A 25,622-nucleotide genomic window follows, 5' to 3' on the forward strand; every position below is an offset into this window, starting at 1 on the left:
GACCACTTCGACCACATCGTCCACTTCGACTACATCGACCACTTCGACCACATCGTCCACTTCGACTACATCGACCACTTCGACCACATCGTCCACTTCGACTACATCGACCACTTCGACCACATCGTCCACTTCGACTACATCGACCACTTCGACCACATCGTCCACTTCGTCCACTTCGACCACACCGACCACTTCCGGCCGCATGCCATTGCACGACCGCTTTCGAACCACGCTCAACGAACCCAACGCCCTACGCCAACCTCCCGCCTTTGCCCGCCTGCTTTCGAACCACGCTCACCGATCCCCCCTCGACCGGCCACACGCCGCCGCACCCCCGTCGCCAATCACAACCCTGGACCCGCAACGCCTCGGCCGGCTCCCGCGGATCCCGCATCCGGTTTTTATAAAACCCCGGCGCGCACCATTTGCCCGCACCTGACGGATTTTCATCGTGAGATAACATAACTGTCGTTAAATCGAAGTCCATAGAAATCGCCTCTTGTCCGCCTTGCCACTTCCCCGTCCGCGCGACACGGATGGGCCTCGTGCAAAACCGTCCGCTCCCAACCCGACTCGGAGGTCGCATGCAACGCGATCCACGTATCGTTTCCCAATTTTTGGACGCCGCCTGCCTTCGCTACGACGGTCACGATTGCCCGGAGACCCGACAGATCGCCAAGCAATTGCTCCAAGAACATCCCGACCTGCCCGCGGTCGATATCAACACCGCCGCCTGCTTGGCCCTGCCGCAAACCGTGCGCGCTATGCTCGCCAAACAACCCAACGCGGTTCACCAAACCAGCGGCCCCCGCGATTGGCCGCCGCTGCTTTACCTGACCTACAGCCGCCTAAACATTCACAACGAAACCTTTTCCTCGGATCCACGGGAAACGCTCGAAATCCTGCTCCAGGCCGGCGCCGATCCCAACAGCGCCTACACCAGCGAACATCACTGCATCTTTACAGCGGTGACCGGTGCGCTCGGTAACGGCGAAGGCGGCTTGTTAAAACAGCCCCCACATCCCCACGGGTTCGAACTCGCCGAACGGTTGTTGTCGGCCGGCGCCGAACCCAACGACAGTCAGGCGCTTTACAACTGGATGCAAACCCACGACGACGAACGCTGCCTGGAACTCTGCCTGCGCCACGGACTCCGCGCCGAACATACCTTGAATTGGGAGCCGGATCGCGACATTCACACCCTTGATTACCTGCTCACCTACGCGGTTTCCAACGGCTTAACCGAACGCTGCCGTTTCTTGCTCCAGCACGGCGCCGACGCCTCGGTCTGCCGCGAGGACGGCATCACCTTGTACCGCATCGCGGTTCGCTACGGTTACGACGCGGTCGCCACCCTGCTGTCCGCGGCGGGCGCCACCCTGGACATCACCCTGTGCGACCGTTTTTTCGGCGCCTGTTTCCGCGGTGACACGGACTATATCAAGGAATGTCACCAGGAAAATCCCGGCCTGATTAACGACCTCTCCGCAAACGACCGCACCATCCTGCACCAGGTCGCGGCCAAAGGTTCGCCCGAGGTGGTCACGGCCCTGCTCGAAATCGGCTTCAATGTGAACGAACGCGAGCCAAGCGGCTACCAACACACCCCGCTCCACAAAGCGGCGATGCATGGGCGCCACGATATCGTGGAACTCCTGTTACAACGGGGCGCCGATCGCACCGCGCTCGATACCACCTACCAAGGCACGCCGCGGGAATGGGCCAAACACCACGGTCACGAGCTGCTCGCGGCGTTTATCGCGGCCTGGCCCCATCCCTAAATCCCGCTTAGCTGTAGAGGCGCGCAACACCGGTGATGTTATCGCCGCCATAGCCGGCACGAATCGCTTGCTGAAACACGGCGGCGGTCGCGGCGGAGCGCGGCAGGGCCGCGTCCAACGCTTCCCCGGTCGTTTGAACACAGCCAAAATCCTTGCCGACCAAATCAATGGGAAACATCATCGCGAAGGCCCGGTTGATCATCGCTTGCCCGGCCGCCGCGGCGGCCTCACTGGTCACCGGAATTTTGGCCAACAGCGCCTGGGCATGGGCCGGTTCAAGACCGGCGGCGGCCAAGGGCTGTAATTCGGCCAGAGCCGCAACCTGAATCCCAAACAAGGCGTTGACCATCAACTTCAACACCATGCCGTGACCGACATCGCCGACGTGGAACACGGCCCCGGCCACCGGATTCAGGATCGGTACCAAACGCGCGACCACCTCGGATGTCCCGCCGAGCAAAAACACCAGCTTACCGGCCTCGGCCTGTGGACGCGACCCCACCACCGGCCCATCCGCGCAAGCAAGTCCCCGCGCGGCGGCGGCTTCGGCCAAACGATGTACCCAGGCACGGGTGGTGGTGCTCACTTCCAAAACCACGGCACCCGCGGGCATCGCCGCAAGCGCGCAGTCCCCCGGCGCCAACCAAACCCGCGCCGCCGCCTGTTCATCGCCCACCATCGATAACGCAAGCGCGCAATCAGCCACCGCCGCGGTTCAGGCGCCGATGCGGTTCAGGCGCGCCGCTTCCAAAACCCCCGCCAGTTCATTGGCCAGTTGCGCATCCCATAAATCGACGAACACCGGCACCGTCTCATCCGCGGTTAACGCCAATACCCGGTAGGAATCGGCGCGGTTACCGGGAAAACGTCGTTGGCTGCCAATGACGCGAATCGCGGTGACAGCCGACCAGTTCATCTTTTTCGCGCCGAAGGGATACGGAATCGGAGCGTTTTTAACCTCAAGGGCATCGGCATCCAAAGTCAGCGTGGTTTTGTTGCGGGCGGCAAGCAGCGCCCGCGCGCCAAACATCAGGGTAAGCGCCACCACAATCACCAAACCGGACGGCCCTTGATCCAAAACAAAAAAGAGGCCCAGGGCAATCGGCAAAAGAATCGCGGCAGGGATCAAGGCGATGAATTTATGGGGCGCATACCAACGCAGGGTCCAAACGGGTTTTTCCCGGCGACCGGTTCGGGAAACCACTTCCGACCATCTTTGCAGCAACCGTTCGGGGTCGGGCACAAAAGCAGGCACTGGGAAATTTTGCCGGCACGACGCACAATAGGCACGGCCCGCGATCCAATCAATATGCCGATTGGGAATGAGCACCGAACAGGTACTGCAGGTAATTTCTTCGCTCATGGTCACCTCAAAATCGTGATCCCACTCATTACAAGAAGGGTTTTTCCCCAAAATTGTACGCGGAAACAAACGACAAGTTTGAGCGTATGAATTCGCTTCGGCAAAGGTTTCTCTTCCGAAGCCGGTAGAAACATCATTACCCAAAACCATGAAAGCGCGATTCGTCACCGTAATTTTTGGCTCAATCGCCGATTCGAAACAATCTGGATATAGGGCAGAAGGGATCAAGCGCGCCCCATGTTTTCTTCGGCGAAGATATATTTCTCAGGACGTTAGAGATTTCACTTAGAATAAATACACAAACACTGCAACTTACTTTTCCTCTGCCAGGTGATCTTATGTGGAAAACGACATCTCTTAACAACCGACTGATCATTGTATTTGCCGCGATTGTCGCCACCTTTGCAGCAGTGGTCGGTATTACGGCCCATCTTGTTGCCGCCCGCACCGACGACAGCTTGATTATCAATTTGGCGGGCCGTCAACGGATGCTGACACAAAAATACACGAAGGAAATGCTGGCCTCCATGCGAAGCGGATCCGACCTAGCCACTGGAGCACAAGTTCGAACCGGGGCAATTCATGATCCTACCGTCACCCGCGCTTTATTTGAGGATACCTTGGGCGCGTTTCTCAGTGGTGGTCGCACCTACACCGACTTAGTCGCCAAGGAGCCGGTGGATATCATGGCCGTTCACGAAGAAAGTGCACGCACATTGCTCAAAGAAGTCGAGCTGAAATGGAACGCCTTGGTCGCCGTCTGTGAGGAAGGTTCGGTGAAATTTCAAAACGAGGGCAGCCTCGACGCGGCGGAACGCCGCAAAATATTAGAGGCCAGTGTGAACTGTCTCAAGCAAATGCATGGTGCAGTGGGCGAGTTAAACCGCATTTCGGACATCAAACAAGCGCGGATTTTACACGTAATGGCCGGCGGTTTGATCTGGGTTTTAGTGCTTTCGCTGGCAGCGCTGCTTTTCATCCGCAAGAGAATTTTTCACCCCTTGGAAGAATGTGTCGCGGTTGTGGAAGACATCGCCGCGGGCAACCTGCAGCGACGCGCCCCAAACATTCGCGATGATGAAATCGGTCGCCTTAATGCGGCCGTAAGTACCATGAGCGGGAACCTGGTCGACATGATTAAAAGACTTGGCGAGAGTACCACCATGCTTCGCTCGGGTGCTGAGCGATTCGCGGACTTTCATCAGCAGACTGAACAACTTCAAGAAATGACGGCGGCGGTCACCGCCAGTTCAGAGGCCTTGATCACCCACAACCATACCGTGGCAGAAGAAGTCACCTTGATCGACACCGATGCAGAAAAAATCACGGCCTCCCTTGTTCAAATCGACAACGAACTCAAAGATTTAGGCCTTTCAACCCACTCAGTCACCGGAACCGCCGCGACGTTGTCGCGTGCGGTGGAGGAAATTTCAAAAACCCTAGGTGACATTTCTTCCAATACCGAACGCACCCAAATCCAGGCTGCCGATATCAAATCCGAAACCGAACAGGCTGCTGTTCTGGTTGCCCAGCTTGGACAAGCCGCTCACGAAATCGGCGACGTTGTTAACCTCATCCGCGGGGTTGCCGGACAAACCAATCTGCTTGCTCTGAACGCCACCATCGAAGCAGCGGCCGCGGGTGATGCCGGTAAGGGTTTTGCCGTGGTCGCCGGTGAGGTTAAGGAACTGGCCAAGAAAACCGAATCAGCCACGGGCGACATACAAAAACAGGTTGCCGCCATTCAAGATAAGACCCGAACCGCGATTGTGGGTATTGATCGAATCGTCCATCTCGTCGACAAGCTCAGTGCCGACTTCTCCGAGGTGAACGACGCTATTGCCAACCAGAGCCACCATGTTACCGAAATCGCCGAGGGGCTAAATAGCAACAGCAACAACCTTACTTCCGCGATGGAGAACATCGATCAAGTTGGCTCAGAAGTCGCTTCCATTTCCGGTAACCTGCGCACCCTCACCCAAAGAACCCACGATCTACATCGTGTCATGGATGAAAGCAGAACCCTCGCCGAAGCCATTACCGAAAAAATCCATGTCGGAGAAACCCATGTCGGGTTGCTGTCGGAAAACGCAACCAAAGCAGCCGGCGTGGGTGAAGAACTCACACAGTTTTCCAACCAATACCGGGAAAAACTCATGGCTTATTCCGTGGACACGGACGCTAGCCCCTAAGATTACCAATTAATAATGGACAAGCCCGTGTTGTAAGACCGCCGGAGCATCACTCGTAAACATCTTTTTTTATGAAAGTTACAACTTCAACTTGCAAGTGACGTCTCTTTACGTTTGACAGGCCGATCTAAAAGCCGATTTTGGTGCTTGACCCATAACCGTCTCAAGTTTAGGTTGGTTATTGAGACGGGCACCCGTCCGGGACATTCGCGTTTTTCCCACCACCCTTTTCGTCCATCACGGCGAAAACCCTTCACCTCACCGCGCTGTTTGGTTTCGCAACAGCACGGTGTTCCTGTCCCACCCCTACCTCAAAGTATGCGAAATCCAGCTTCGCTGTCGAAGTCGACCTGAATCGAAACGCATGCTTAATTCCCTCGACTTTGCTGCGATCACACCACCGGTTTACCCGGAAAGGATGGTTCCATGCGTCTTCTGTTCATCACCGTCGTGTGTCTCGGCCCGTGGCTTTTTGCCGCGACCGAAAAGGTGGTCGCTAAAAAAATGGGTTCCCGCTTTGAAGTGACCGCCGTCCACCCGGACCGCGCCACCGCGGCGGCGGCCGTGGCGGCGGCTTATGCCGAGATCGACCGGCTCGAGGCGATGATTTCCAGTTGGCGCGACACCTCGGAAACCCACCGTATTAATCAAGCCGCCGGCCGTGAACCTGTCGCCGTCTCTCCCGAATTGTACGGACTCATCCATCGGTCCACCAAAATCTCGGCGCTGACCCAAGGCATTTTCGACATTACCTTCGCGGGCGCGGGCCGGCTGTGGGACTTCAAGGCCGAACAACCCAACCTGCCGGATCCCCTCGCGGTTCGCCGCAAGCTGCGCCTGGTCGACTACCGCAAAATCAAACTCAACCCACGCGAACAAAGCGTCTTCCTCAGCGAACCGGGGATGCGCATCGGCTTCGGCGCCATCGGCAAAGGTTTTGCCGCCAATCGTGCGGTACGCGTGATGCGCGCCCACGGCATCTCATCCGGCGTGGTCAACGCGGGCGGCGACCTGGTCGCCTTCGGCACCCAGGAAGACGGCCGCCCCTGGGGCGTGGCCGTCGCTGATCCCACGGCACCGGACCGCGTTTTCGCCTGGCTGCGCATCGACAACCAAGCCGTGGTCACCTCGGGCGATTACGAACGCTTTATCGAGGTCGACGGCAAACGGTACAGCCACATTCTCGATCCCCGCACCGGCTTCCCCGTCCACGACCTGCGCAGCGTGACGGTCATTTGCCCAGACGGCGAGGTGGCCGACGCCCTGGCCACGGCGGTGTTCATCATGGGCCGCACCGAGGGATTGGCTTTGGTCAATCGCCTCAAAAATGTGGAGGCCTTCGTCGTCACCGCCGAGGGTCACCTGCTTTATTCCGACCACATCCAAACCCAAATGGACTTTTAACCGAACGTGCGTCGTATTTACCCAACCCCAATCATCCCAATCGAAAGGAGTTCCCTTGAAACGCGCTGGTTTCCTTCTTTTTATGCTGCTGCTCTGCGCGGCATCGTTTTCGTGCAGCCAGGTCAAGCCCTGGCAAAAAGGCACGCTGAGTTTGCAACCGATGCAGGTTGACGACTGTCTGATCCACCGCTTCGAACGCAATGCCGAGGTTTATCGCGAAGGCGCCGCGGGCGGCAACGGCGGAAAGTCCGGCGGAGGCTGCGGATGTTCTTAGCCACCCGTCTCCTATGCATCAGTCTCTTGCTTTTCCTGGTCCCCCGCCTATGGGCTCAAGAGAACCAAGGCGTCGAAATCGACTTTCTGGCGAGTTACTACGACCAGGACGGCGATCACTCACCGGTGACCGGCGGTCGCGGCAGCGAAGAATTGCAGTCGATTTCCCCGGTGTTCCTGGTCAAGTACACCACCAAGTCGGGCTGGAACCTCAACGGCAGCCTCGGCGCGGACAACATTACCTCGGCCTCAACCGACAACATCGACCTCGACGCAAACGGCGTCAATCTATCCAGCGCGAGCCGCGTCGACAACCGCGTGTTCGCCAACCTCGCCGCGAGCCGCGCGTTCGGCAGCCAAACCTGGGGCGGTTCGGTCGGGTTCTCCAAGGAATACGACTACCGCTCTATCAGCGCCGGCCTCAACTGGGCCTGGAATTTTAACGGTAAAAACAACACGCTCGCCGCCGCGGTCACCCGTTACCAAGACGAGGTAGAGCTGTACAACATCGACGGCAACGTCGACGGCACGGAAGACCGCGAAACCACGGATCTTTCGTTATCACTGACCCACGTGTTCTCGCCACGCACCGTCGGCATGATTGAATGGTCCATCAGCGACCAAAGTGGTTGGTTGAGTTCCCCGTTTCAAGAAGTGATTCTGCAAAGCGGCGAGCATGTACAGGAACACTTGCCCGACGCGCGCACCCGCAACGCCCTGCGACTCAGCCTAAACCACGCTTTCAGCGAAGGTTTGGTGCTGCGAAGTTACGCGCGTTATTACGACGATGACTGGGACATCACCGCGACCAGCCTCGAAATAGAACCCCATTTCCGGCTGGGCGGCGACGCCAAACGTTGGCTTTACCCCATCCTGCGGTGGCACAGCCAGGACGGTAGCAATTACTTCGGCCTCCCGGAAACCTTCACCGCCGCCGATGCGTATTACACCGCCGACCGTGACCTAAGCACCTTCGACAGCATGAAATTCGGTTTAGGGTACGAGGTCCAACGGGCGCAAGGCCGCATTAAGCGTTACCAGGTGCGCGCCACCTATTACGACCGCGACGACGGGCTAACCTCTTTTAATCTGTCGTTCGGGCTTGGCTTCACCCTGTAGCGGCGAACATTTGAGGAGGATACCCATGAAAATACACTACCTCGTGGCGATGTTGTCCCTGCTCCCCGCGGGTTTGTTCGCCGGCGAACCCCTTCGGGACCAGCACGGTAAAACCTACGACATCGACCATCTTTTTAACCAGGTCACCGTGGTGGATTTTGCCGCGGCCTGGTGTCAGCCCTGCTGGCGCGCCTTGCCCCATATTCAGGCCTTCGCAAAAAACCATCCCGAGGTTCAAGTTTTGGTGGTTTCCCAGGATGACCAGATACGTGGCCGCGACAAACTGGTGAAAAAACTCGGTTTGGAAATCCCCGTTCTTTGGGATGCCGGCCATCAACTCGCCGAAAAAATGCAGCCGCCGGGCATGCCGACCACGTTTGTCGTCGATAGCGAAGGCAAGGTTGTACACAGCCAAGTCGGTTTTGACGAAAAGAAGTGGGCGAAAACCCAGGCCGTCATCGAGAAGTTACTCGCCGCCCGCAAAAACCCGTAATTTATGACCGCGAAGGCACCTAAATTGCGCCACATTTGCCGAAATATGGCGAAAATGTGGCGACCTTGGGTGCTTTCTTCTTTTTTGGCGGAATCTTTCCCCCATTTTTTGCATTTTTTTTGACGTCGGCCTTTGGCCCACCAAGCGCACATCAATTTTATAAACGTATTTTTTCATGATAGATACGACTAGATACGACTGCCTGGTACCGCACTGGAGTAGGTTCTACTCACTTTTCCAGAGGTCCCACCGCGGAAATTCCACCCAATTCCATCGTTCCTCCATCTTTGGTCCGTAAATTAGGTTTTGTCAGCCGGGACACAGCCACAACCCTTAACCCCACATGCCACGACAGGGATGCTCAAGCACAAGCGAAACCCCTGCAAAAAAAACGGGTTAACACCAGGTTGCGGCCTTTTTTTAAACAACCCCGGCTTTCCATTTCATTTTTTTCATGACACATCAAAGCCGTGTTTCACGAGCCCCCACATGCTTGCATTTCAAGGAGAAGCAGATGTTCCAGCCTTCGTCTGTCCAAAATTCGTTCCGTTCCATGATCCTGTTGCTGTTGATCGGCGGCAGCTTGCTCCAAGCCCAAACCACCGTCCTCAACGACGTCAACATCATTAATGAATACGAAAAAAACGCCATCATCCTCCTGACCAACAACGATCCCGAAACCTTTCCTTACGATCAAGCCTACGGCCTCACCAATTACTGGACCAAATGGGATGTGCTCCTCAACGCCGACAACACTTATTCATTCCGTCTCAATAACAAATACCTCAGCGCCAACGCCGACGGCGGCGTGAACGTGGCCAACTCCATCGGCACCAACGAAAAGTTTTTCCTGGAATCCGGCAACGGCACCTATTACATCCGCACCTGGCGCCACACCTACCTCGGCGCCAATGGTTCCGGCTGGAAAGATGTCATCCAATCATGGGAACGCACCAGCAACGAGGAATGGCTGTTCAACGAACGCCCCGACCCCACCGGCGGCCTGGATAACATCAACATCAGCAACTACATCACCAAAAACATCATCATTTTGCTCACCAACAACGATCCCGAAACCTTCCCCTACGATCAAGCATACGGCGCCAACAACTACTGGACCAAATGGGACGTCATCGTCAACGGCGACGGCACCTACAGCTTCCACGTCAACGGCAAGTACCTGGCCGACACGGGCACCACCAACACCCAAGTTATCTCGGCCATCACCACCGAATCCAAATGGACGCTTGAATCCGCCGACCGCGGCACCTACGCCATAAAATCCAACAGCAACCGTTACCTGACCGGCAACGGCACGGGCTGGAAAGACGTCATCATGAGCAGCACCCTCACCGACGAAGGCCGCTGGCACTTCTTCGACCGCCAAAACGTCACCACCTACACCGACACCACCTTGTTCATCGACAGCGACACCGTCGGCAACATCGACGAAAACTGGGCCACGGTTGATTTTGTCGGTGACTTCGACTTCACCCCCGCCCTCTTCGCCAACATGCAAACCTTCAACGGCACCGACCCTGCCGACCTGCGCATCCGCAACTTGGGTGTCTCCGATTTCGATGTCTTCGTCCAAGAAGAACAGTCCAAAGACTCGGAAACGGCCCACAACAACGAAACCATCGGCTTCCTGGCCTTGGCTGAAGGCGGCATTCGCAACACCAACGGCCAAGTCATCGCCGAGGCGGGGATCATCGATGTCACCCAAGACGATGCGGGCGAATGGTTTACCCTCGACAGCTTCATCGGAACCTACAGCGATCCGGTCGTCATCATGGTCATCAACAGCTACAACGGTACCCACGAGTCCCACATGCGAGTCCGCGATGTTGGCACCACCAGCTTCCGCTACCAACTGGAAGAGTGGGATTTCCGGGACGGCACCCACGGCACTGAAAGTGTGGCCTACCTGATCGTCGAAGCCGGCACCCACAGCCTGGAAAAAGGCGGCACCTTGCAAGCCCAAACCCAGAAGTTGGACCACAACGCCGAGGTAGTTACCTTCCCCAGCAGCTTCTCCTCAACACCGGTCGTCCTGAGCCAGACCCAAACGCGCAACGGCAATGCCTCGGTGAACACCCGTATGTACAGCGTCGGCACGAGCAGCGTCACCGTACGCTTGCAAGAGCAGGAAGCGGACAACGGCACCCACGACGACGAATGGGTCGGCGTGGTAAGCTACGGCAACTAAACACCCTATCCCCCACAAAACAATGTGGAAAGAAGGCGCGGACCCAGTCCGCGCCTTTTTTGCGTTTTGGGGTATGGGTTGAAAACAGCCAATCGATTAATCATTCGAAGGCTGAACCACGGCCGAGCGAAAAGGGCCGGCGGCCGTCTCTAGACCAAGGCACCGCCACAGGAACTGCCCGCGCCGGCGGTACACCCGTAACAATGATCCGCCAGGGCAATCGGCGCCCGCGCCAGGACCGCAAAAGAGGGGATGTCGTGGATGGTGGTGGCTTTGCCGGAAGCAGGAATTTCCAGCATTTGGTTAAAATCACAATCGTAAACAGCGCCGTCCCAACCAATCGAAATCAAGTTGCGGCACATCACACCATCCACGGCGGCGGGGTTGAAGTTAGCAACCAACAGTTCCATATAGGTGTCCCATTGATTGTGTCGCTTCAACACATCACCAAACCGCTTGATCGGCATGTTGGTAATGGTGAAAAGCCGGTTGAAATCAATTCCAAACAGGTTCTTTAATTCGCGCCGATAATCCTGCTCGAGCTTGGCTTGCGGGGGCGGAAGAAAAGCGCCCAAGGGGTTGTAGACCAGCGATAATTCCAGGCCGGATCCGGGACGGCCGTAACCCAGTGCGTTGAGTTTTTGCAGGCCGAGAATGCTTTTATCAAAAACACCGCGACCGCGCTGGCTCTCGACATTTTCTTTGGAATAACAAGGCAAAGATGCGACTACCTCGACTTGGTTGTCTGCCAAAAATTGGGCCGTATCTTCCTGGCCGGGCTCAAATAAAACGGTTAAGTTACAGCGATCCATGACCTTGCGACCCTGGGCGCGAATCCGCTTCACAAAGGTGCGGAAGTGGGGATTTAACTCGGGGGCGCCCCCGGTGATATCCACCGAATGAATGCTCGGCGTCGCTTCGAGCAAGACCAACAACCGCTCCATGGTGGCAAGCGTCATGATTTCGGTCCGTTTGGGGCCCGCCTCCACGTGGCAATGCTGACATGCCTGATTGCATAATTTGCCCACATTCACTTGGAGGATTTCAAGGGGGCGACGGTCAAGGGTCAAACCGTGTTCTTCGATGGTGTGCTGAAAGGAGCGCAACCTGCAGGTGGTCATGAATGGGGACTCCGGGAAAAAAGATCGCTGGTACCAACCCAAAATCTAACACAAGCAAGCGCGCATCGATTCAGGTAAACCCCAAACAAAACAGATTTGGGTTACACCCCATGGAACAGGGCCGCGATTCGGCCTTCGCTATGAAACCACGCGACGCTCAGGATCGGTTTCAAACCCATGCCTTCCACTTCCAGCACATGCCTCGCGGTTCATAGGGGAAAAGAACGAAACGCAAACCGCGCTTGCGTGGGCGCGGGCCGGAACAACTTGGGTAAACACAAAAAAGGAGGCCGATTAAGCCTCCTTTTGTTGGGAATAATTGAATTTAAATAGAGTTCCTATTCTTGGGACGAAACACCCAGCTTGTCGCTACCTCTGATCACGCCCAATTCATCGTCTTTAACCACAACTTTATCCAAGTTTTGACCGTGGGAATGGTCCATGCGGTCCATTTTTTGCCGTTGTTGGTCCAGTACGTCCATTTTCTTGGTAACCGTGCCCAGGTCAAGCGGGCCTTGTTCCTGGTCGAACCCTTTGCGGAAGATGCCCAATTGGGTGTACAGCTCCAACTCGTCTTCCTTGGGTTTGTCGTTTGGCGCGGAGATGTCCAACCGCATCATGGTCACTTCTTTGGGATCGTAATCCTCAACCGGGGTGAACACGATCACCGGGGTTTGTTTGGTGCCCAGGGTTTGGTTTTCTTCCTTAACCTCATACCCATTTTGCAACAGAGCACGAATCTCCCGCAGGAGGGCCGAACCTTCGTCAGGGTTGGAACCGCGAATCAAACTCCTCGGTGTCAAGGGACCAACCAACTCAAAGGGCTCGCCGCGGTGCATCGCACCCAACAGCCACGAGAAGTTACTTTGCATGTCGTGCCCAAGGTTTTTGGGCTCTTGTTGAACCATGCTTTTCTGAAGGTTGTTCTTCTGACGTTGCTCAATCTTTGAAAACGCCTCGAGGTCCACGGGTTTATTTTCCCGCTGTTTAATCTGATCCAAAAAAGACATGGGTTTTTTGCGTTCTTTTGGCTGACTTTTCGGCTTTTTGACAATCTGTTGTTCTTCTTGGATATCAACTTTTTGATTACCGTTGTCCTTCTTCTTTGATTTCAAACTTGGATCAGGCGTACCCCATTCCTTTAATTTGTTCTGAACCCCGATAGGATCATAAATTTTGCCGGTACTGTGCAGGAAGTCTTCAGCAGTGTGGGCTTTATCCATCGCGTAGAGAACGGGCAACTCTTGGGTTTTGGTACCTTGCCCTTTCCATGTCATGTTCATGGAGTGGAGCATGGTCGCGGTGTTTCGGTACTTTTCGGTTGGGTTCTGACCACGGCGGTGCAACATCCGTGGACCGGGTACGTCGTTACCCAAGCGATAGTGTTCATAAAGAACCTCGGCCCGTTCGAGGTTTTTTTCGGCAATTTTCAACTGAGCTTCCAAACCCGGATGGTTTTTATGTTCCTGGAGCGCCAGTTTAATATCTTTAACATCTTGGGCCAAATCACTTTTGAAATCATCAAAGCTTCGGTACGTGACCGGTTTGACATCCGTTTTTTCAATGCGCTTCGGTGCCGGTTGACTCAGTTCTTGGATCTGGGAACTCTGTACTTTTTGACTCGATACTTTTTGAATCCCGAGGCTTTGCGAGCCCAATTGCAACTTCTTGCCTAATTCGTTGCGTGTTTTGCCAAAGTCAAATTGGCGCTCTTTAATTTGCGGTTGGCTCGATTTAATACCAGACATAAGACACTCCTCGAAAAGGGGGTTTCGCGTTTCTTAGGTGCAAGAAAGCCGGGGGTACCTTGCCCCGTGGTTTGCTGTTGGAAGGAACTTAGGCGAAGCCGCCAAACGTCGGATTGGCCATGGCACCAAAGCCGGCGAGTTCCTCGGTGGGCGCTTGTTCCGTGGCGGGTGCCGCTTCGGCCGTCTCGTTTCCTTCAAGGCTGTTTTTCACCTTCACGGCCAGATCCACAAAATTGGAAAAGGTATTTTCGAGGGTGATCGCATTCAAGAATTCGATTTTCAGGGCGTAATGCAAGTGGATGATCCCGGTTTCGGGGTCAAGCGAAAGGGTGGCATTTTGCGTGCCCTTCCCAAAAAAGTTCAGCAACAAAGCGTTGGTGAGCAGTTCATTACGACGTTCTCCTTCTAAAGGAACCATCGTTAAAGGGGAAGCAAGGTAACAGTGACCGCCGGCCTCGGGGACTTCAAACCGAAAACGACCCTTACCGTCGATGTCGAAAACGCAAAGACCGTCTTCATCAAGCGACAAAATGCCGCTCCCCAAGTTTTCATCCATTTCTTTGAGATAGCCGTCGACTAACTGACGATCTTCACTGTGTGCCATGGTTATCACTCCTAATGGGAAAATGTAAAGGTGAAGCACTGCTGATCCGCAACAGAACCATTCCTTGAAAACGGGCGCAAAGCCTTGAACCACCGTGGTTTCAACCCGTTACCCAAGGAAAGGCGGCGGTTTCACAAAACGCGTGAATTGGCGACAGGCGCGAATACACGATACGGAAGTGAGGTCGTAAACTCGGGCTATTTGCCATAAAACTTGCCGGAGGTTTCACGACCCAATTTGTTGCGGAACAGACACTTGGAAGCCTGCCTGCCCCGCGACACCGGCAAGAATAGCGAGCAATTAAGGAGAAACTGAGGAGACGCCGGGAAAATTTGCATCAACCGCGTGGACTTAATAAAAAAGCCCACGCGGACCAACCAAAGGCGTCGCAAAAAAACCTCAAGGCTTCAATGAGGTGTTTTCTCGGAGGGGTTAACGCTGGGAGGAAATCCCGAGCTCGTCTTGGCCTTTAACCACACCGAGTCGGTCATTTTTGACAACGAACTGTTCCAAGTTTTTTCCGTGAGAATGATCGAGGGGCGGCACAATCTTGGCGCGTTCCTTGACCATTTCGTTCACCGACTTCTGGAGTTCATTCAGATCTTTGGTTTGCTTTTGATCGTCAAAACCATCTACCAACAAACCCATCTCACGGTAGAGCTTCTTCTCCTCTTCATCGGGAAGGCTTACCGGCGCCGATTGGTCAAGCGACTCCAAGGTCACCTTATCGGGGTCATAACCTTGCTTAGGCGTTAAAACAATGATGGGGTTTTGTTTGGTTCCCAAGGTTTGGTTTTCGGGTTTTAACTCATAGCCATTGCGCAACAAACCGCGAATTTCACGCAACAAGGCCGAAGCTTCTTCTTCATTTGAGCCACGCGCCAAACTGCGCTCGGTTAAGGGGCCGACCAACTCAAAGGGTTCCCCATTGTGCATCGCACCCAACAACCATGCAAAGTTACTTTGCATGTCGTGACCCAGCTTCACCTCGGGTTTCTTCTGACTCTCAACGATGTTGTCTTGCGTTTTGGTTTTCATCTTTTTCTCAAGACTCTTGAAGGATTCAGAGGGCTGCTTGCTTTCTTTGGTTTTCATGTTCTGAATCTGAGCCAGGAAGTTGTTCCCTTTAAATTGCAACTTCTTTTTGGGCGGAACCTTCACAACCTCAACTTTTTGCTGTTCGTTCACCTCTTTTCTCGGTGACCATTTGGCAAGCTTGTGCTCCACACCAACAGGGTCATAGATAATCCCTTGAGAATGCAAGTGTTCCTTAGCGGAAGAGCCCTTGTCAAAGGCATACAAAATCGGCAAATCTTGGGTTTTATCGCCCTGGCCTTGCCAGGTCATGTTGATTGCGTGCAACTGACTGCCGAGGTTCCGGTACTGCTCCTTGGGATCCTGACCGCGACGGTGGAGCATGCGCGGACCGCGTACATCGTTGCCCAAACGATAGTGTTCGTAAAGCACCTCGGCACGTTCCAGATTCTTCTCGGCGGTTTTCAATTGAGCCTTCAGATCAGGATTATTTTGATCCTTTAATAATTCATCTTTAAAGCGCATGACGGTAACTTCTAAGTCGAGCTTAAAATCATCGAACTTTTTATAGGTTATGGGGGTAACATCGGTACTTTGAATGCGCTTTGGCGAAGGATTGCTCATCGGTTGAAGTTCGGTGCTTTGCGATTTCTGATGAGAAACTTTGCGCATTCCCAAATCGTTCTGGGAACGTGATTTCAACTGACTCTCAACCTGGCTTCGAGCGGTTTTAAAATCGAACATTCTATTTTTGATCTGAGGCATCATTTACTCCTAGTAATGAAGGGAAAAAACCACGTAGACCACCAAGCAATGGATTAAACCAGAGCATCATCGCGCTGATTAAAACCACGTTGCGTCGTATTACCCTTCGACACATCTTCGCCAAAAAAGCGCCGTTCTTTGCAGTTCTTAAGCGGGACCAACAAACGTTAAACACGTTAAAAAAGGTCGGTCAGGATGCCGTTATGGAAAGGGTGATGGGTTTCCCAAGTATGGTATTGGATGGCGCCGGTATGTTCCGTGCGGCCAGGTGTTTCCTAATGTATCGTTGGTTGCTCATTAGGCCGTCGAGGCCGGGTTGCTTAACCCGTTTGCCGCCTGACACTGACAAAGATAGAAACCAATTGCGGAGGAAATGGGGAGACAAAAAGAAAAACGATTTTTTTTCGATTTCTTTGACCCTTCACCCTTGGCAGCAACCAAACACGCGCAAGATCGGCTTTGTGCGAGGCATCATCCAAAGCGTTCCGCCTCAGACCCACCGGAAGCAAGATAAAACCCCGACCCCGAGAGCGGTCGCTCAGAACTTCACATGGACACTGAGCTCGTAATTCCGCGGCGCGGCCAGTGCCAGTTGGTTGGGGTAAAAGATGTCGCCCCAGGGAACGTAATCGATGTTTCCGAGATTGCGAACGTTGAGCGCGAGCCGAAATTGTCGGGTTTGGTAGGCCAGAAAAGCGTTGGTGAGGGTGTACTGCTTCAGCAGCACCGTATTTGCCGAATCGGCGAAGCGGTCACCAACATGACGCACCCCGAAACCCACATCCAGGGGTAACCCCAAAAGGCCGCCGCGGCTCAACCAGGCACCGGCAACCCAATCCGGTACATTGTGGGGTTGGTTTCCGCCGACATCGTGGCCGAAATCAGGATCGATAAAGTTCCCATAGTCGGCATCGGTGTAGGCGACGTTCCCACCAAAGCGGGTGTTTTCTCCCATTCGCACGAGCCCTGCTAGCTCCAGGCCGCGGGCGCGTTGGTCGCCTATGTTGTCAAAAGCATTGTTGTGGGACGCGAGGAGGAGCGAATTCTTGCGTTCGCTGTCAAAAACCGCGGCGGTCAGTTGGAAGCGATCTTCCTGATCCAACCATTTGAAGCCTATTTCGGTCTGCACAATATCGGTTAAGTCAAAGTTTTCGGCGGCGTTGACCTGAAAGATATTGGATCCAACCGGATCGTGACCGGTTCCGTGGCTCAGGTAAACCAATTTGCCGGAATCGATTTGATAGGTCAGCCCCAGTCGGTAAGACAAGGGCTGAAAGTCGCGTGCAAAGCTCTCCTCCGCCACCAACACCCCGGCCGGATCAAGGTTCTTGCGGTCGAGATCGGTGTGTTCGGCGCGAAACCCGGCAAAAATCCGCCACTGGGAGGACAGCCGTGCGGTGAAATCAAGGATTCCTGCCAGGGTTCTTATGTCGGTGGGACTGGAAAAAGCGACCTCGGGGCCGAACTGGCCGGGTTCCGGCTGATCCAGCGCGACGCGGTCCCCATCGGGAAACCCGCGCATACGCAGAAAATCGTGGCGCGTGTAGTCAAGGCCCACCACCCACTCTTGTTCAAAACCTTCAAAAAGATCGGTTAGCACGGCATCGAGCTGGTACCCGCTTAGGGATTGATCGTGAAAGACAAAAAATCGGTCCCGTGCAAGGGTTTCCAGATCTGAATCGAACAGGTAACTTTCGGCGTTGCGCCAGGCCCGATCCGCGCTGAAATGGTAAGCCGATTGTTTGATCGCAATCTTGTCGGAAACCTGCCAATCCACGCCCAACCGCGTCCAGAGATGCTCGGACTGGGAAAGCTGGTCGCCAATGTTGTAATTGGTAAAGCGCAGGCGATCATCCAAAACCCGACCATCACGCGTCTCCACCACGCCGGTGAGCGGCGCACGTGCCGCGGCGGCATCAATCAGGGGGGTTCCCCAATAAGCGGGGAGATCGTCGTCGAGCAAGTCGAGGCTCACTTCCACCAACAGGCGATGGTTGACAGCCCAGACCAGGGAGGTGGTGAGGTTTAGGGAATCCGAATCGGTTCGGTCGACCCAACCTTGGGATTGGGTCACGTTGGCGTCAACCCGCAAGGCCGTTCGATGACCCAGCGGTGTGCCCATCCCGAAACCGGCGTCGAAACTTTCGTAACGCCCCCAGGACCCGAACAGTTCGGTGCGCCGCGGCAAGTCGAGACGCGCGCGACGGGTAACCATATTAATGGCACCGCCGGCGGTACCGGGACCGTGATGCAGCGAACCCGGTCCTTTATAGATCTCGACACGGTCCAGGTTAAAGGTGTTCTGGGGACGCATGGTCATGGTGGAGGGACCGGCGCGAATCCCATCGCGGAGAATGGCGATCCCGTCACGGGTAAATCCGCGAATGGAGAAACTGGACGGCTCCGCGGGCGACTCGCCGGACAAAACGCCGACCAAATTCTCCGCGGCCTCGGTCACACTTTTCAGGCCACGTGCCCGCGCGGTGTCATGCTCAATGATATCGATGGAAACAGGTAACTGGAAGGCGGACAAATGAAAGTGGTTTCCAGTCTTTGGCTGGTCATCCAGACCCAACTCACGCACGGCTTGTTCGGTAATGCGCAGTTCCAATAAGGCCTCAAGGGAAAGATCGGTTGCTTTTTCACGGGTGGGTTGCGCTTTTTGGCACAGCCCCCATGGAAGCGCTAAAACAACCACCATCCCTAGAAAAAAGAACTTAACAAGCACGGAGGACTCCCTGATACCTATGGTTTCTTAAAGTTATCCTTCATAAATAACTGACTCGGCAAAATCCTCCCAAAAATTAAATTACAGTATCCACCTAAAAAATCCAATCATGCGCACCAAACCGCGCGGGTGCGAGTGATGCGGTTCATTTCTTCCGAAAAGGCTTTGCCTTAACAGAACTCAAGATTGAATCATTTATTACCTTACTTACCATGCTTAGCAAATACTTGCCAGACCCTACAAGGGCCCTCGTAACAAAAGGTTTTGTCTCAACTCGCCGCGTAATCGGGCTAGGGTAAAAAGTGTTCCCTTCAAGATCGAGATTTTGTTGCCGTCGCTACCGGAAATTTCGCTGACAAAACAGCCTCTACACTTCTATCGGTTTTTTTCACTCGACATGCTTTCAATTCCACTTCAACTTTCAGAGTTTGGCTAGAAATTCTTCGGGGCTATTCGCGCCACTAACTCAGCGCCTTTCGCAAGGCTTTGCTTTGACTCGGGCGCCAAATCTTTTGATCCAGGTAGAAGTGGTGGCCGATGATGCCGAAAAACAAAACATAGGCCCACGCCTGCATGGAACCCCCCGACCAGCGGCCGAAGACATCCGGCCAATCCCCCAGATGCCACACGATGGTTCCGAAAACCGCGCCGACCAACAGCGCCACCACCATGTAGTGGCCCGCGTCTCGATTAATCCAGCCGGCCGCGCCGAATTGGCGCTTGTCGCCCCCATAACGCCGCTGACCATGGTGGTACACAATGGCGTGGTATTGGATGTTGTGGAACAAGGAGTTCATCACGGCAATCAACATCAGGGTTTCGGTGCCATTGAGCCGTTGAACAAAGGTATCGCGCGGGGCGATCACATAAAACATCAGCGAATAAAACAACCAGCACACCGCGGTGTAAAAAATCGGCATAAAGGCGGCGGCACCGCGCCGGTTCCAGAGTTGGCGGGCCACAAAAACCAGAAACGCAAAAGCCGCGACACTTAACGCCATGGGCAGTTGGTGGCCCACAAAAAACCAGAGGCCGCCCACCTCGCCCGGAACAGGCAGGCCAAAAATCCCGGGCGCCTTGAAGTTCCATAAAAAATGGAATTGGGCCAGACACACGGAGGCGTAGAGCGCGAAGACCAAGTGTGCGCGGCGCTCGGCGTCCAGGCCGGCCTTGCGGCTGTAAATGGAAATGAAACCGTAGTGCTGGCGCGCATTGTGGTACAACGACCAGCAAAAAATGAAAAATCCGTAAAAGGTCGCCAGGTTCGCGCCCGGTAAGACCGCATCAAGGCTCAAAGCCAGTACCGGGAATAGGAAAAATACGGTGCTTCCCCAAAGCAACTTGGGATGGGACCGACGGAAGTCGCGGTCGAAATAGGTTCTCGAAAAGGTTGCCCAGAAATGGGAGCCCTCAAAAGCAACAACCCACAGCCAAAACAGCGGCGGCAAAAGCACCGGAAATTGGAAGGCGAGCAAGGCAGCGGCTAGGGTAAAAAAGGCACCGCCGGTAACCAACCACAAATCAAAGGCGCGATTGCGGATCCAAGGTGTACCGGTTTGAATGGGATGAATAGGGTGTGAGCCGGATGCGGACATGGTTGCCCCTTGCAGATGTGATAACCCCGCAAGTCCACCTAAAAAGAAAGCACGAAATAAGAAGGCACGAAAAACCGTGTCGCCGGAGTGGCGGTTCGCGGGATGGTCCCTTCCCTTTACGTAAGCAATCGCCCGGAAGATTCCAAAATGTTCACCTCGCGGCCCCGTCCCAACGCGTCTATCATTCGTTTTTTATGCGTCACCTCTCCCCTATTCGGATGGGAATCTGGAATAATACCGCTTCGACCCAATGGTCGTGATTCAGGGTGCAAGGCCCCTTTCCGCCTGCCCACCACGATGAGGCTGATGATGTTCCCTTCTTCACGTTGTTCCCAACTTTCGCTGGTTCTCCTGTTGTGTTTGGCTGCGTGCGGTGGCGGCGGGGAAGGCGACACGCCCGAAACGCAACTTTCGTTTACCTATCAACAGCAAGGGGCCTTGGTGGTCTTCACAACGGTTCAAGACGGGTCCTCGGCGCCGGCTTTTGCCGTCAGTGCCAATTGGGATTTTGGCGACGGGCAAGCGGTGAACGCGATCAATCCCAGCCATTACTACAGCCAACCCGGCACCTATCAGGTGACGGCCCAGTTTCAACACGGCGACGGCAGCCGTTCTTCCCATGTTGAAACGGTGCACATCGACGATGTGGCGGCATGTCCCACCGACTGGCGCCAAGTTCGCGGTCCCAGTCCTTGGGTTTTTAACGATATGGCGGCCTTACCCCACGGGTTCCTCGCGGTCGGCGACAACGGCAGTCTCCAACGGAGTGCCAACGGTTTTGAATGGTGCGCGGCGGGCGACGGTTTCTCCTGGAACTTTACCCGGGTGCTGGCGGTCGAAAACCAATTTTATGTGTTGGGTCATTCCGCCCGTTTCGACGGTGAGGGCAACCCACGCGGGGAAACCGTTTTGTTGGTTGGTCGCGACGGCACAAGCTGGCCGGTCATCGCCGAAGCCGACGCCGTTTTGACCGATTTTGCCTTTTTGGGACCCGAATTACTCGCGGTGGGTCGCGCGGAATTCATCGATCCCAACACCCAAACCCTGACCAGCTTGGGCGTGATTTATCGCTTTAACCGCGCCACCAATCGCTTTGATTGGCTCAGGACCGAAGGCGAAAGCATCGACGAAATCCGCGTGGTCGGCAACCAACTGTGGCTTTCGGGAAAACGGGCACCCTCGGGTCAGGACCCCGGCGGCTTTTTTACCTGGATAAGCACGGACGGCGAAACCTGGGAACAGGTCGCGGACAATCCGATTCGCCCGGAACCCATCCCGCGCGGCGAACGCTTTCGCCAAATCAACTTGCTCGAACAACTGGTTTACCTTGAAGAAGATAACTGGGTCGCCGCCCGGTATGTCGGCAACGACCGGCCGGAACGGATTTTTTACGAGGGTGAACGCTTTTTTGCCTGGGCGGAAGAACGCCTGCTCACCAGCGAGGACGGTCGCGCCTGGCAAGCAGTCAGCCATCCGGCGTTCCCGGAACGAGACGTCACCCTGATCAGCTATAACCAATGGGTGTGGCAAGCCTTTGACGACCAGGGTCCCCTGTTGTGGAGCAGCAATGGCGTCGATTGGCAGGAACATCCGCTGAACCAAAGCCATGGGGAAGCGACGTCCCTCAACCACATCGCGCATACCCGAACGGGTTTTGCGGTGGCCGGCGACGGCGGCACACTCTTAACCAGCCCAAATGGAAGGGATTGGCAGGTCACCACCACCCCACAAACCGTGCGTTATGCGGGCCTGGTGGAACGGCCGACGGGACTGCTGATCGCGGGTGAACGCGCCGCGGCGACGGAGCCGGGTGCGATCTGGATGCTCGAGCAAGATGCGCCCCGCGTGGTCCACGCCAAAACGGAACCTTTTGCAGTCATCGCCGCCACCGAGGCCATGGTGGTCGCCATCACCCGCGGCGGTTCGGTTGAACGCACACGCGATCCCGAGGCCCGCTTTTGGGAACATGCCGGCCAACTTGAATCACCCCGTACCCTACAAGCGTATGAAAACCGCTTCTGGCTGGTCACCAACAACGGCCGCCTGCTGCACAGCAGTGATGCACGGGATTGGACGGAAATTCGTTGGGACAATTACGCGGTGCGGGCGGTCGGTTTCCGTGATAGCCAGGTGTTGGTCGCGGGTGATAATCAACTCGCTCAGGACGCACAAACCCTTCTTTATCTGGGGAATACGAACGAATCTTGGCAACGCGTCGCCTTGCCTTATGCCATGCAGGTTCGTTTTATAGGCACCGACCCCGACGGTTTTACCTTGGTGGGCAATCGGGGGAAAATCGTGCGCTCAAGCGACGCCCCGCGGTTTGCAACCAACATCCTCTTCAGCCCAGATGGGTTGACCTGGCAGCCGCAAAGCGCGCCGCCGGTCACCGGTTTTAACGATTTACGCGCGACCCTTCACCGAGCCTTGGCCATCGGCAAAAAGGGTCGGCTGTTCCTCAGGGAACGATAACCCCCAACGCACTCCGCTAAACAAAACCCATTATTTAGCGCCAGTTAGCAAATAACCATTTTTGTTAATCTAACTTTTGCAAAAACAAAATTAACGGGTGCAGTCGGTCCACCAGCACGGCGTGTTCTCGATGAACGCCATGGTCGCCTCAAACTTAGGTGCGCCTTCCTGGGTTTGGTACTCTTTGAGACCCCAACTCCCAAACCGGTCGTACAGCTGAACGCTTAGGAACATACACATCAGCTCCCCACCGCGCTCACGCCAGCCGTTGAGGTAATCGGTATAGAGTTGCCCCATGCGCGCATCGCGGTTAGCGGCGAAGAAGAGGTTGTTCAAAGTGGTGTCGTCCAAGTAACGATCAATGCCGACCAAATGCTGGCCCGCCTCGTAGGCGATCAAACGCAAACCGCGCTGATCAGCCAGGTTTTTGTTAACCGTGACATTGCCCATGGCTTCGTCCATGGCCCCGGCTTGGGGGGCACGCTCCCATTCAGGCTCCTGATTCGGATCGTACAGGGGACCGCCCTCGGTGATTTCGCGGAATAGGGTTTCCAAGCCGCCGTCGGCCTCGCTTGCCCAACCGATCACGCTCGGGGCAAAGGTGTTGCTGCCCAAGTAGCCGCCAAAGTACGGCCCGATGGCCAGAGCGTCGAGGTTTTGGTAACAAGGAACCCCGCCGTTTTCGGCCGCATACAAGGGACAATCCAAGGCGGCTTCACTGACGGCTTGCACCGTGTGAAACCCGCCCAAAACACCGATCACCCGATCCTCGCCCAGCATTTCTTTCCAGGTAGCGGTGATTTGGGTGGTGCGCATGCCGTGGTAGTTCATCCGTTTGGTGAACGGTTCCGCATCGCTGTTCGGCCAGCGCGCCACGGCCAAATCCTCTACCCAAAAACCCGGCAAAAAGGCGGTGTTCCAAATTTCGTTGCCGTACTCAAGGTAAATCGGCAACCCCTCGTTCAGGTCGCTTTTGACAACCTCGGCAAAATTACGGACAAAACCGTCGTCGGCCAAGGCCGGCATGTTGACCCAAGGCTCGGCGTTTAACAGGTTGACCAGTTCCATCCCCAATTCGTAGGGCGCCCCTTGTTCCCAACGGTTCCAGCGGGCCTCACGCATTTGCGGGCGATCTTCCCAAGCGCTGGTTTCGTTGAGGTTGGTGCGGAAAAAGTCGAGGAACCGAATCACGCGGTAACGGCGTAAATCGTTGAGGTATTGCGGGTGAAAACGCTGGTGGGTATAGACTTCTGAAAAAGGTAAACAGGTGGTACCGCTACAGGTTCCGTCGTTGTTGCACCATTGGTAGGGGTCGCGGTCACACACGGCGCCGGGCATAATCACGCGAATGTTGCGAATGTAGTTCTTGGGATCGGTCGCCGTGATGCGCAGCAAAATGCCCCGATCCGAGGGTTCGTCCACATCGAGAATGTGGCGGCCGGGTTGGGACAGGGTTTCGTTGTAAACACCGTCGAATTGGTACTCAATCGAACCGTCACCGTCGTAAAGCACGGTGTACTGACCGGCGGGATGCGCGCCGGTGTTGCCCTGAAGCATCAGCGCGGCAACGTAGCGGAAGTTGCGGGTGCTGTCGTCCGCCGCGGGCAGGGAACGCACCCAGCCGTTGGCGTCGAGATCAAGCTGAGCCTGTTCGGCCGTGTCAAAGGAATCGTCGCTTTGAGTGAACCAGCCACCGGACATTTTAAAAATGTCGAGCAAGGTCCATTCGGTCGACCAGTAATTGAGATCGTGTACATTGACCCCGATTGCCGAGGTCTGGTTGGCCTTATTGACGGGACGCCAGTCGAGATAAACCTGCGCTTCAAAACCGCTTTCGTAATATTCGAGACGAAGCGCGTGGCGGCCGGCGGGTAGGGTCAGGTGACGCGACAGGTTCACGGCTTCTTGATCGCGCCATGCGTCGAAAATCAGTTCCTCGTTGAGCCATAAACGGACGCCGTCGTCGCCGGTTAATCGGAACAAGTAGGTATCGGCACTGAAATCAAAGGAACCTTCCCAACGGGCGGAAAACCCATCAGCAGGAACGCCTTGGCCGGGACTGTTGTAACCCCAATTGTGAGAAACATGGCTTTCAACGGTTTCGAGGACCGGCTCGCCGGACAGTTCTGTATTGGCGAAGTAGCTGACGCAAAACGTGTTGTCGGTGCAATCCGCCGGTTGACCCAGATAACGCCATTTGAGCACGATGGAGGCGAAGCTACCCGTAACCGGCGCGAGCTGGACGGCATGGTTGCCGGCAGCCAGGTCGAGGGTCGTGATGTAACTTTGGTTCCCGTCGCCCAGGCTGGTTTCAAGCACCGGATTGCCGGCCACGCTGAAGCGAACGGCGGCGGAGGTAATCAATTCGAAACGGTAACGGCCGGTTTCAGCCATGGCAAGCGAGCCGGACCAAGTTCCGCCGGCGAGAAAAACCTGCATCGAACCGAACGCGGTATCCGGCAGCCAAGGGAGGTCCGGCAGGGTCGGGCGCGCGGGCAGCCGATCCGGGCGGGCGCGCTCGGGAAGGGTTTCGTGCGCCAAAACAGGCGAAACACAGAGGGTCATTAAAATAAGGGTTACAAACGAGGGCACGATGATGGCTCCTTCACACGAACATTCCTACATTGCTTTATACAACAAGACGGATCGAAAAAACCGACGGACACGCGGCCCGTCAGGCCTGGATCTTACCAAGCGTGCGCGAGAACACGGCGCGC

18 protein-coding genes are annotated in these 25,622 nt (G+C 55.4%); 8 read left to right on the plus strand and 10 right to left on the minus strand.

Annotated features, from left to right (window positions below):
• Positions 1 to 207 (minus strand): hypothetical protein (locus J3U88_RS12440; protein WP_207859089.1); only part of this gene is annotated, 207 nt, incomplete at its 3' end.
• Between the two features lie 380 nt (positions 208 to 587).
• On the opposite strand from J3U88_RS12440, the gene J3U88_RS12445 reads away from it, so the two are divergent.
• The gene (locus J3U88_RS12445; RefSeq protein WP_207859090.1) at positions 588 to 1,784 is read left to right on the plus strand and encodes an ankyrin repeat domain-containing protein; all 1,197 of its coding nucleotides are present in this window, start codon (positions 588 to 590) and stop codon (positions 1,782 to 1,784) included.
• A gap of 7 nt (positions 1,785 to 1,791) precedes the next feature.
• Here J3U88_RS12445 and J3U88_RS34980 read toward each other — a convergent pair whose 3' ends face one another.
• Together J3U88_RS34980 and J3U88_RS12455 are read right to left on the minus strand one after the other, a co-directional pair.
• On the minus strand, positions 1,792 to 2,490 hold the full coding sequence (locus J3U88_RS34980; RefSeq protein ID WP_207859091.1) for an NAD(P)-binding domain-containing protein: 699 nt from the start codon (positions 2,488 to 2,490) through the stop codon (positions 1,792 to 1,794).
• 9 nt (positions 2,491 to 2,499) lie between these two features.
• On the minus strand, positions 2,500 to 3,147 hold the full coding sequence (locus tag J3U88_RS12455) for a hypothetical protein (RefSeq protein ID WP_207859092.1): 648 nt from the start codon (positions 3,145 to 3,147) through the stop codon (positions 2,500 to 2,502).
• A gap of 176 nt (positions 3,148 to 3,323) precedes the next feature.
• Here J3U88_RS12455 and J3U88_RS12460 point away from each other — a divergent pair, with 176 nt between their 5' ends.
• From J3U88_RS12460 to J3U88_RS12485, 6 genes are all read left to right on the plus strand, one after another.
• On the plus strand, positions 3,324 to 5,339 hold the full coding sequence (locus J3U88_RS12460) for a methyl-accepting chemotaxis protein (protein ID WP_207859093.1): 2,016 nt from the start codon (positions 3,324 to 3,326) through the stop codon (positions 5,337 to 5,339).
• A 426-nt stretch (positions 5,340 to 5,765) separates the two neighbouring features.
• On the plus strand, positions 5,766 to 6,743 hold the full coding sequence (locus J3U88_RS12465) for an FAD:protein FMN transferase (protein WP_207859094.1): 978 nt from the start codon (positions 5,766 to 5,768) through the stop codon (positions 6,741 to 6,743).
• Positions 6,744 to 6,825: 82 nt separating this feature from the next.
• Complete coding sequence (locus tag J3U88_RS12470) at positions 6,826 to 7,017, plus strand: DUF4266 domain-containing protein (protein ID WP_423842046.1); 192 nt, start codon at positions 6,826 to 6,828, stop codon at positions 7,015 to 7,017.
• Complete coding sequence (locus tag J3U88_RS12475) at positions 7,008 to 8,135, plus strand: DUF3570 domain-containing protein (protein ID WP_207859096.1); 1,128 nt, start codon at positions 7,008 to 7,010, stop codon at positions 8,133 to 8,135. The genes J3U88_RS12470 and J3U88_RS12475 overlap by 10 nt, the downstream gene beginning before the upstream one ends.
• Before the next feature lie 25 nt (positions 8,136 to 8,160).
• Complete coding sequence (locus tag J3U88_RS12480; RefSeq protein ID WP_207859097.1) at positions 8,161 to 8,628, plus strand: TlpA family protein disulfide reductase; 468 nt, start codon at positions 8,161 to 8,163, stop codon at positions 8,626 to 8,628.
• A gap of 514 nt (positions 8,629 to 9,142) precedes the next feature.
• A complete protein-coding gene (locus tag J3U88_RS12485) occupies positions 9,143 to 10,837 on the plus strand; it encodes a fascin domain-containing protein (protein WP_207859098.1) in 1,695 nt (564 codons plus the stop codon).
• 149 nt (positions 10,838 to 10,986) lie between these two features.
• Here J3U88_RS12485 and arsS read toward each other — a convergent pair whose 3' ends face one another.
• From arsS to J3U88_RS12515, 6 genes are all read right to left on the minus strand, one after another.
• Positions 10,987 to 11,958 (minus strand): arsenosugar biosynthesis radical SAM (seleno)protein ArsS, encoded by a 972-nt coding sequence (gene arsS / locus J3U88_RS12490; RefSeq protein WP_207859099.1) that lies wholly within the window; start codon positions 11,956 to 11,958, stop codon positions 10,987 to 10,989.
• A gap of 338 nt (positions 11,959 to 12,296) precedes the next feature.
• The gene (locus tag J3U88_RS12495; RefSeq protein WP_207859100.1) at positions 12,297 to 13,706 is read right to left on the minus strand and encodes a hypothetical protein; all 1,410 of its coding nucleotides are present in this window, start codon (positions 13,704 to 13,706) and stop codon (positions 12,297 to 12,299) included.
• A gap of 88 nt (positions 13,707 to 13,794) precedes the next feature.
• On the minus strand, positions 13,795 to 14,310 hold the full coding sequence (locus J3U88_RS12500) for a CesT family type III secretion system chaperone (protein ID WP_207859101.1): 516 nt from the start codon (positions 14,308 to 14,310) through the stop codon (positions 13,795 to 13,797).
• A gap of 432 nt (positions 14,311 to 14,742) precedes the next feature.
• The gene (locus J3U88_RS12505) at positions 14,743 to 16,017 is read right to left on the minus strand and encodes a hypothetical protein (RefSeq protein ID WP_207859102.1); all 1,275 of its coding nucleotides are present in this window, start codon (positions 16,015 to 16,017) and stop codon (positions 14,743 to 14,745) included.
• A 631-nt stretch (positions 16,018 to 16,648) separates the two neighbouring features.
• The gene (locus J3U88_RS12510; RefSeq protein WP_207859103.1) at positions 16,649 to 18,838 is read right to left on the minus strand and encodes a TonB-dependent receptor domain-containing protein; all 2,190 of its coding nucleotides are present in this window, start codon (positions 18,836 to 18,838) and stop codon (positions 16,649 to 16,651) included.
• A 461-nt stretch (positions 18,839 to 19,299) separates the two neighbouring features.
• Positions 19,300 to 20,433, minus strand: a complete 1,134-nt coding sequence (locus tag J3U88_RS12515; RefSeq protein ID WP_207859104.1) for a hypothetical protein — start codon at positions 20,431 to 20,433, stop codon at positions 19,300 to 19,302.
• A gap of 309 nt (positions 20,434 to 20,742) precedes the next feature.
• Between J3U88_RS12515 and J3U88_RS12520 the strand changes: the two genes are divergently transcribed.
• Positions 20,743 to 22,905: a PKD domain-containing protein gene (locus J3U88_RS12520; RefSeq protein ID WP_207859105.1), complete on the plus strand. Its 2,163-nt coding sequence runs from the start codon at positions 20,743 to 20,745 to the stop codon at positions 22,903 to 22,905.
• A gap of 90 nt (positions 22,906 to 22,995) precedes the next feature.
• Here J3U88_RS12520 and J3U88_RS12525 read toward each other — a convergent pair whose 3' ends face one another.
• Positions 22,996 to 25,497: a PA14 domain-containing protein gene (locus J3U88_RS12525; protein ID WP_207859106.1), complete on the minus strand. Its 2,502-nt coding sequence runs from the start codon at positions 25,495 to 25,497 to the stop codon at positions 22,996 to 22,998.
• Positions 25,498 to 25,622 lie beyond the last annotated feature (125 nt).

This window comes from Acanthopleuribacter pedis (assembly GCF_017377855.1).
GTDB lineage: Bacteria > Acidobacteriota > Holophagae > Acanthopleuribacterales > Acanthopleuribacteraceae > Acanthopleuribacter > Acanthopleuribacter pedis.

Excerpts from the sequence above, each read along its gene's own strand:
- J3U88_RS12445 (WP_207859090.1), top strand. The coding sequence starts at position 588 with ATGCAACGCGATCCACGTATCGTTTCCCAATTTTTGGACGCCGCCTGC.
- J3U88_RS12455 (WP_207859092.1), bottom strand. The coding sequence starts at position 3,147 with ATGAGCGAAGAAATTACCTGCAGTACCTGTTCGGTGCTCATTCCCAAT.
- J3U88_RS12465 (WP_207859094.1), top strand. The coding sequence starts at position 5,766 with ATGCGTCTTCTGTTCATCACCGTCGTGTGTCTCGGCCCGTGGCTTTTT.
- J3U88_RS12470 (WP_423842046.1), top strand. The coding sequence starts at position 6,826 with ATGCTGCTGCTCTGCGCGGCATCGTTTTCGTGCAGCCAGGTCAAGCCC.
- J3U88_RS12475 (WP_207859096.1), top strand. The coding sequence starts at position 7,008 with ATGTTCTTAGCCACCCGTCTCCTATGCATCAGTCTCTTGCTTTTCCTG.
- J3U88_RS12480 (WP_207859097.1), top strand. The coding sequence starts at position 8,161 with ATGAAAATACACTACCTCGTGGCGATGTTGTCCCTGCTCCCCGCGGGT.
- J3U88_RS12485 (WP_207859098.1), top strand. The coding sequence starts at position 9,143 with ATGTTCCAGCCTTCGTCTGTCCAAAATTCGTTCCGTTCCATGATCCTG.
- arsS (WP_207859099.1), bottom strand. The coding sequence starts at position 11,958 with ATGACCACCTGCAGGTTGCGCTCCTTTCAGCACACCATCGAAGAACAC.
- J3U88_RS12495 (WP_207859100.1), bottom strand. The coding sequence starts at position 13,706 with ATGTCTGGTATTAAATCGAGCCAACCGCAAATTAAAGAGCGCCAATTT.
- J3U88_RS12500 (WP_207859101.1), bottom strand. The coding sequence starts at position 14,310 with ATGGCACACAGTGAAGATCGTCAGTTAGTCGACGGCTATCTCAAAGAA.
- J3U88_RS12505 (WP_207859102.1), bottom strand. The coding sequence starts at position 16,017 with ATGCGCAAAGTTTCTCATCAGAAATCGCAAAGCACCGAACTTCAACCG.
- J3U88_RS12515 (WP_207859104.1), bottom strand. The coding sequence starts at position 20,433 with ATGTCCGCATCCGGCTCACACCCTATTCATCCCATTCAAACCGGTACA.
- J3U88_RS12520 (WP_207859105.1), top strand. The coding sequence starts at position 20,743 with ATGTTCCCTTCTTCACGTTGTTCCCAACTTTCGCTGGTTCTCCTGTTG.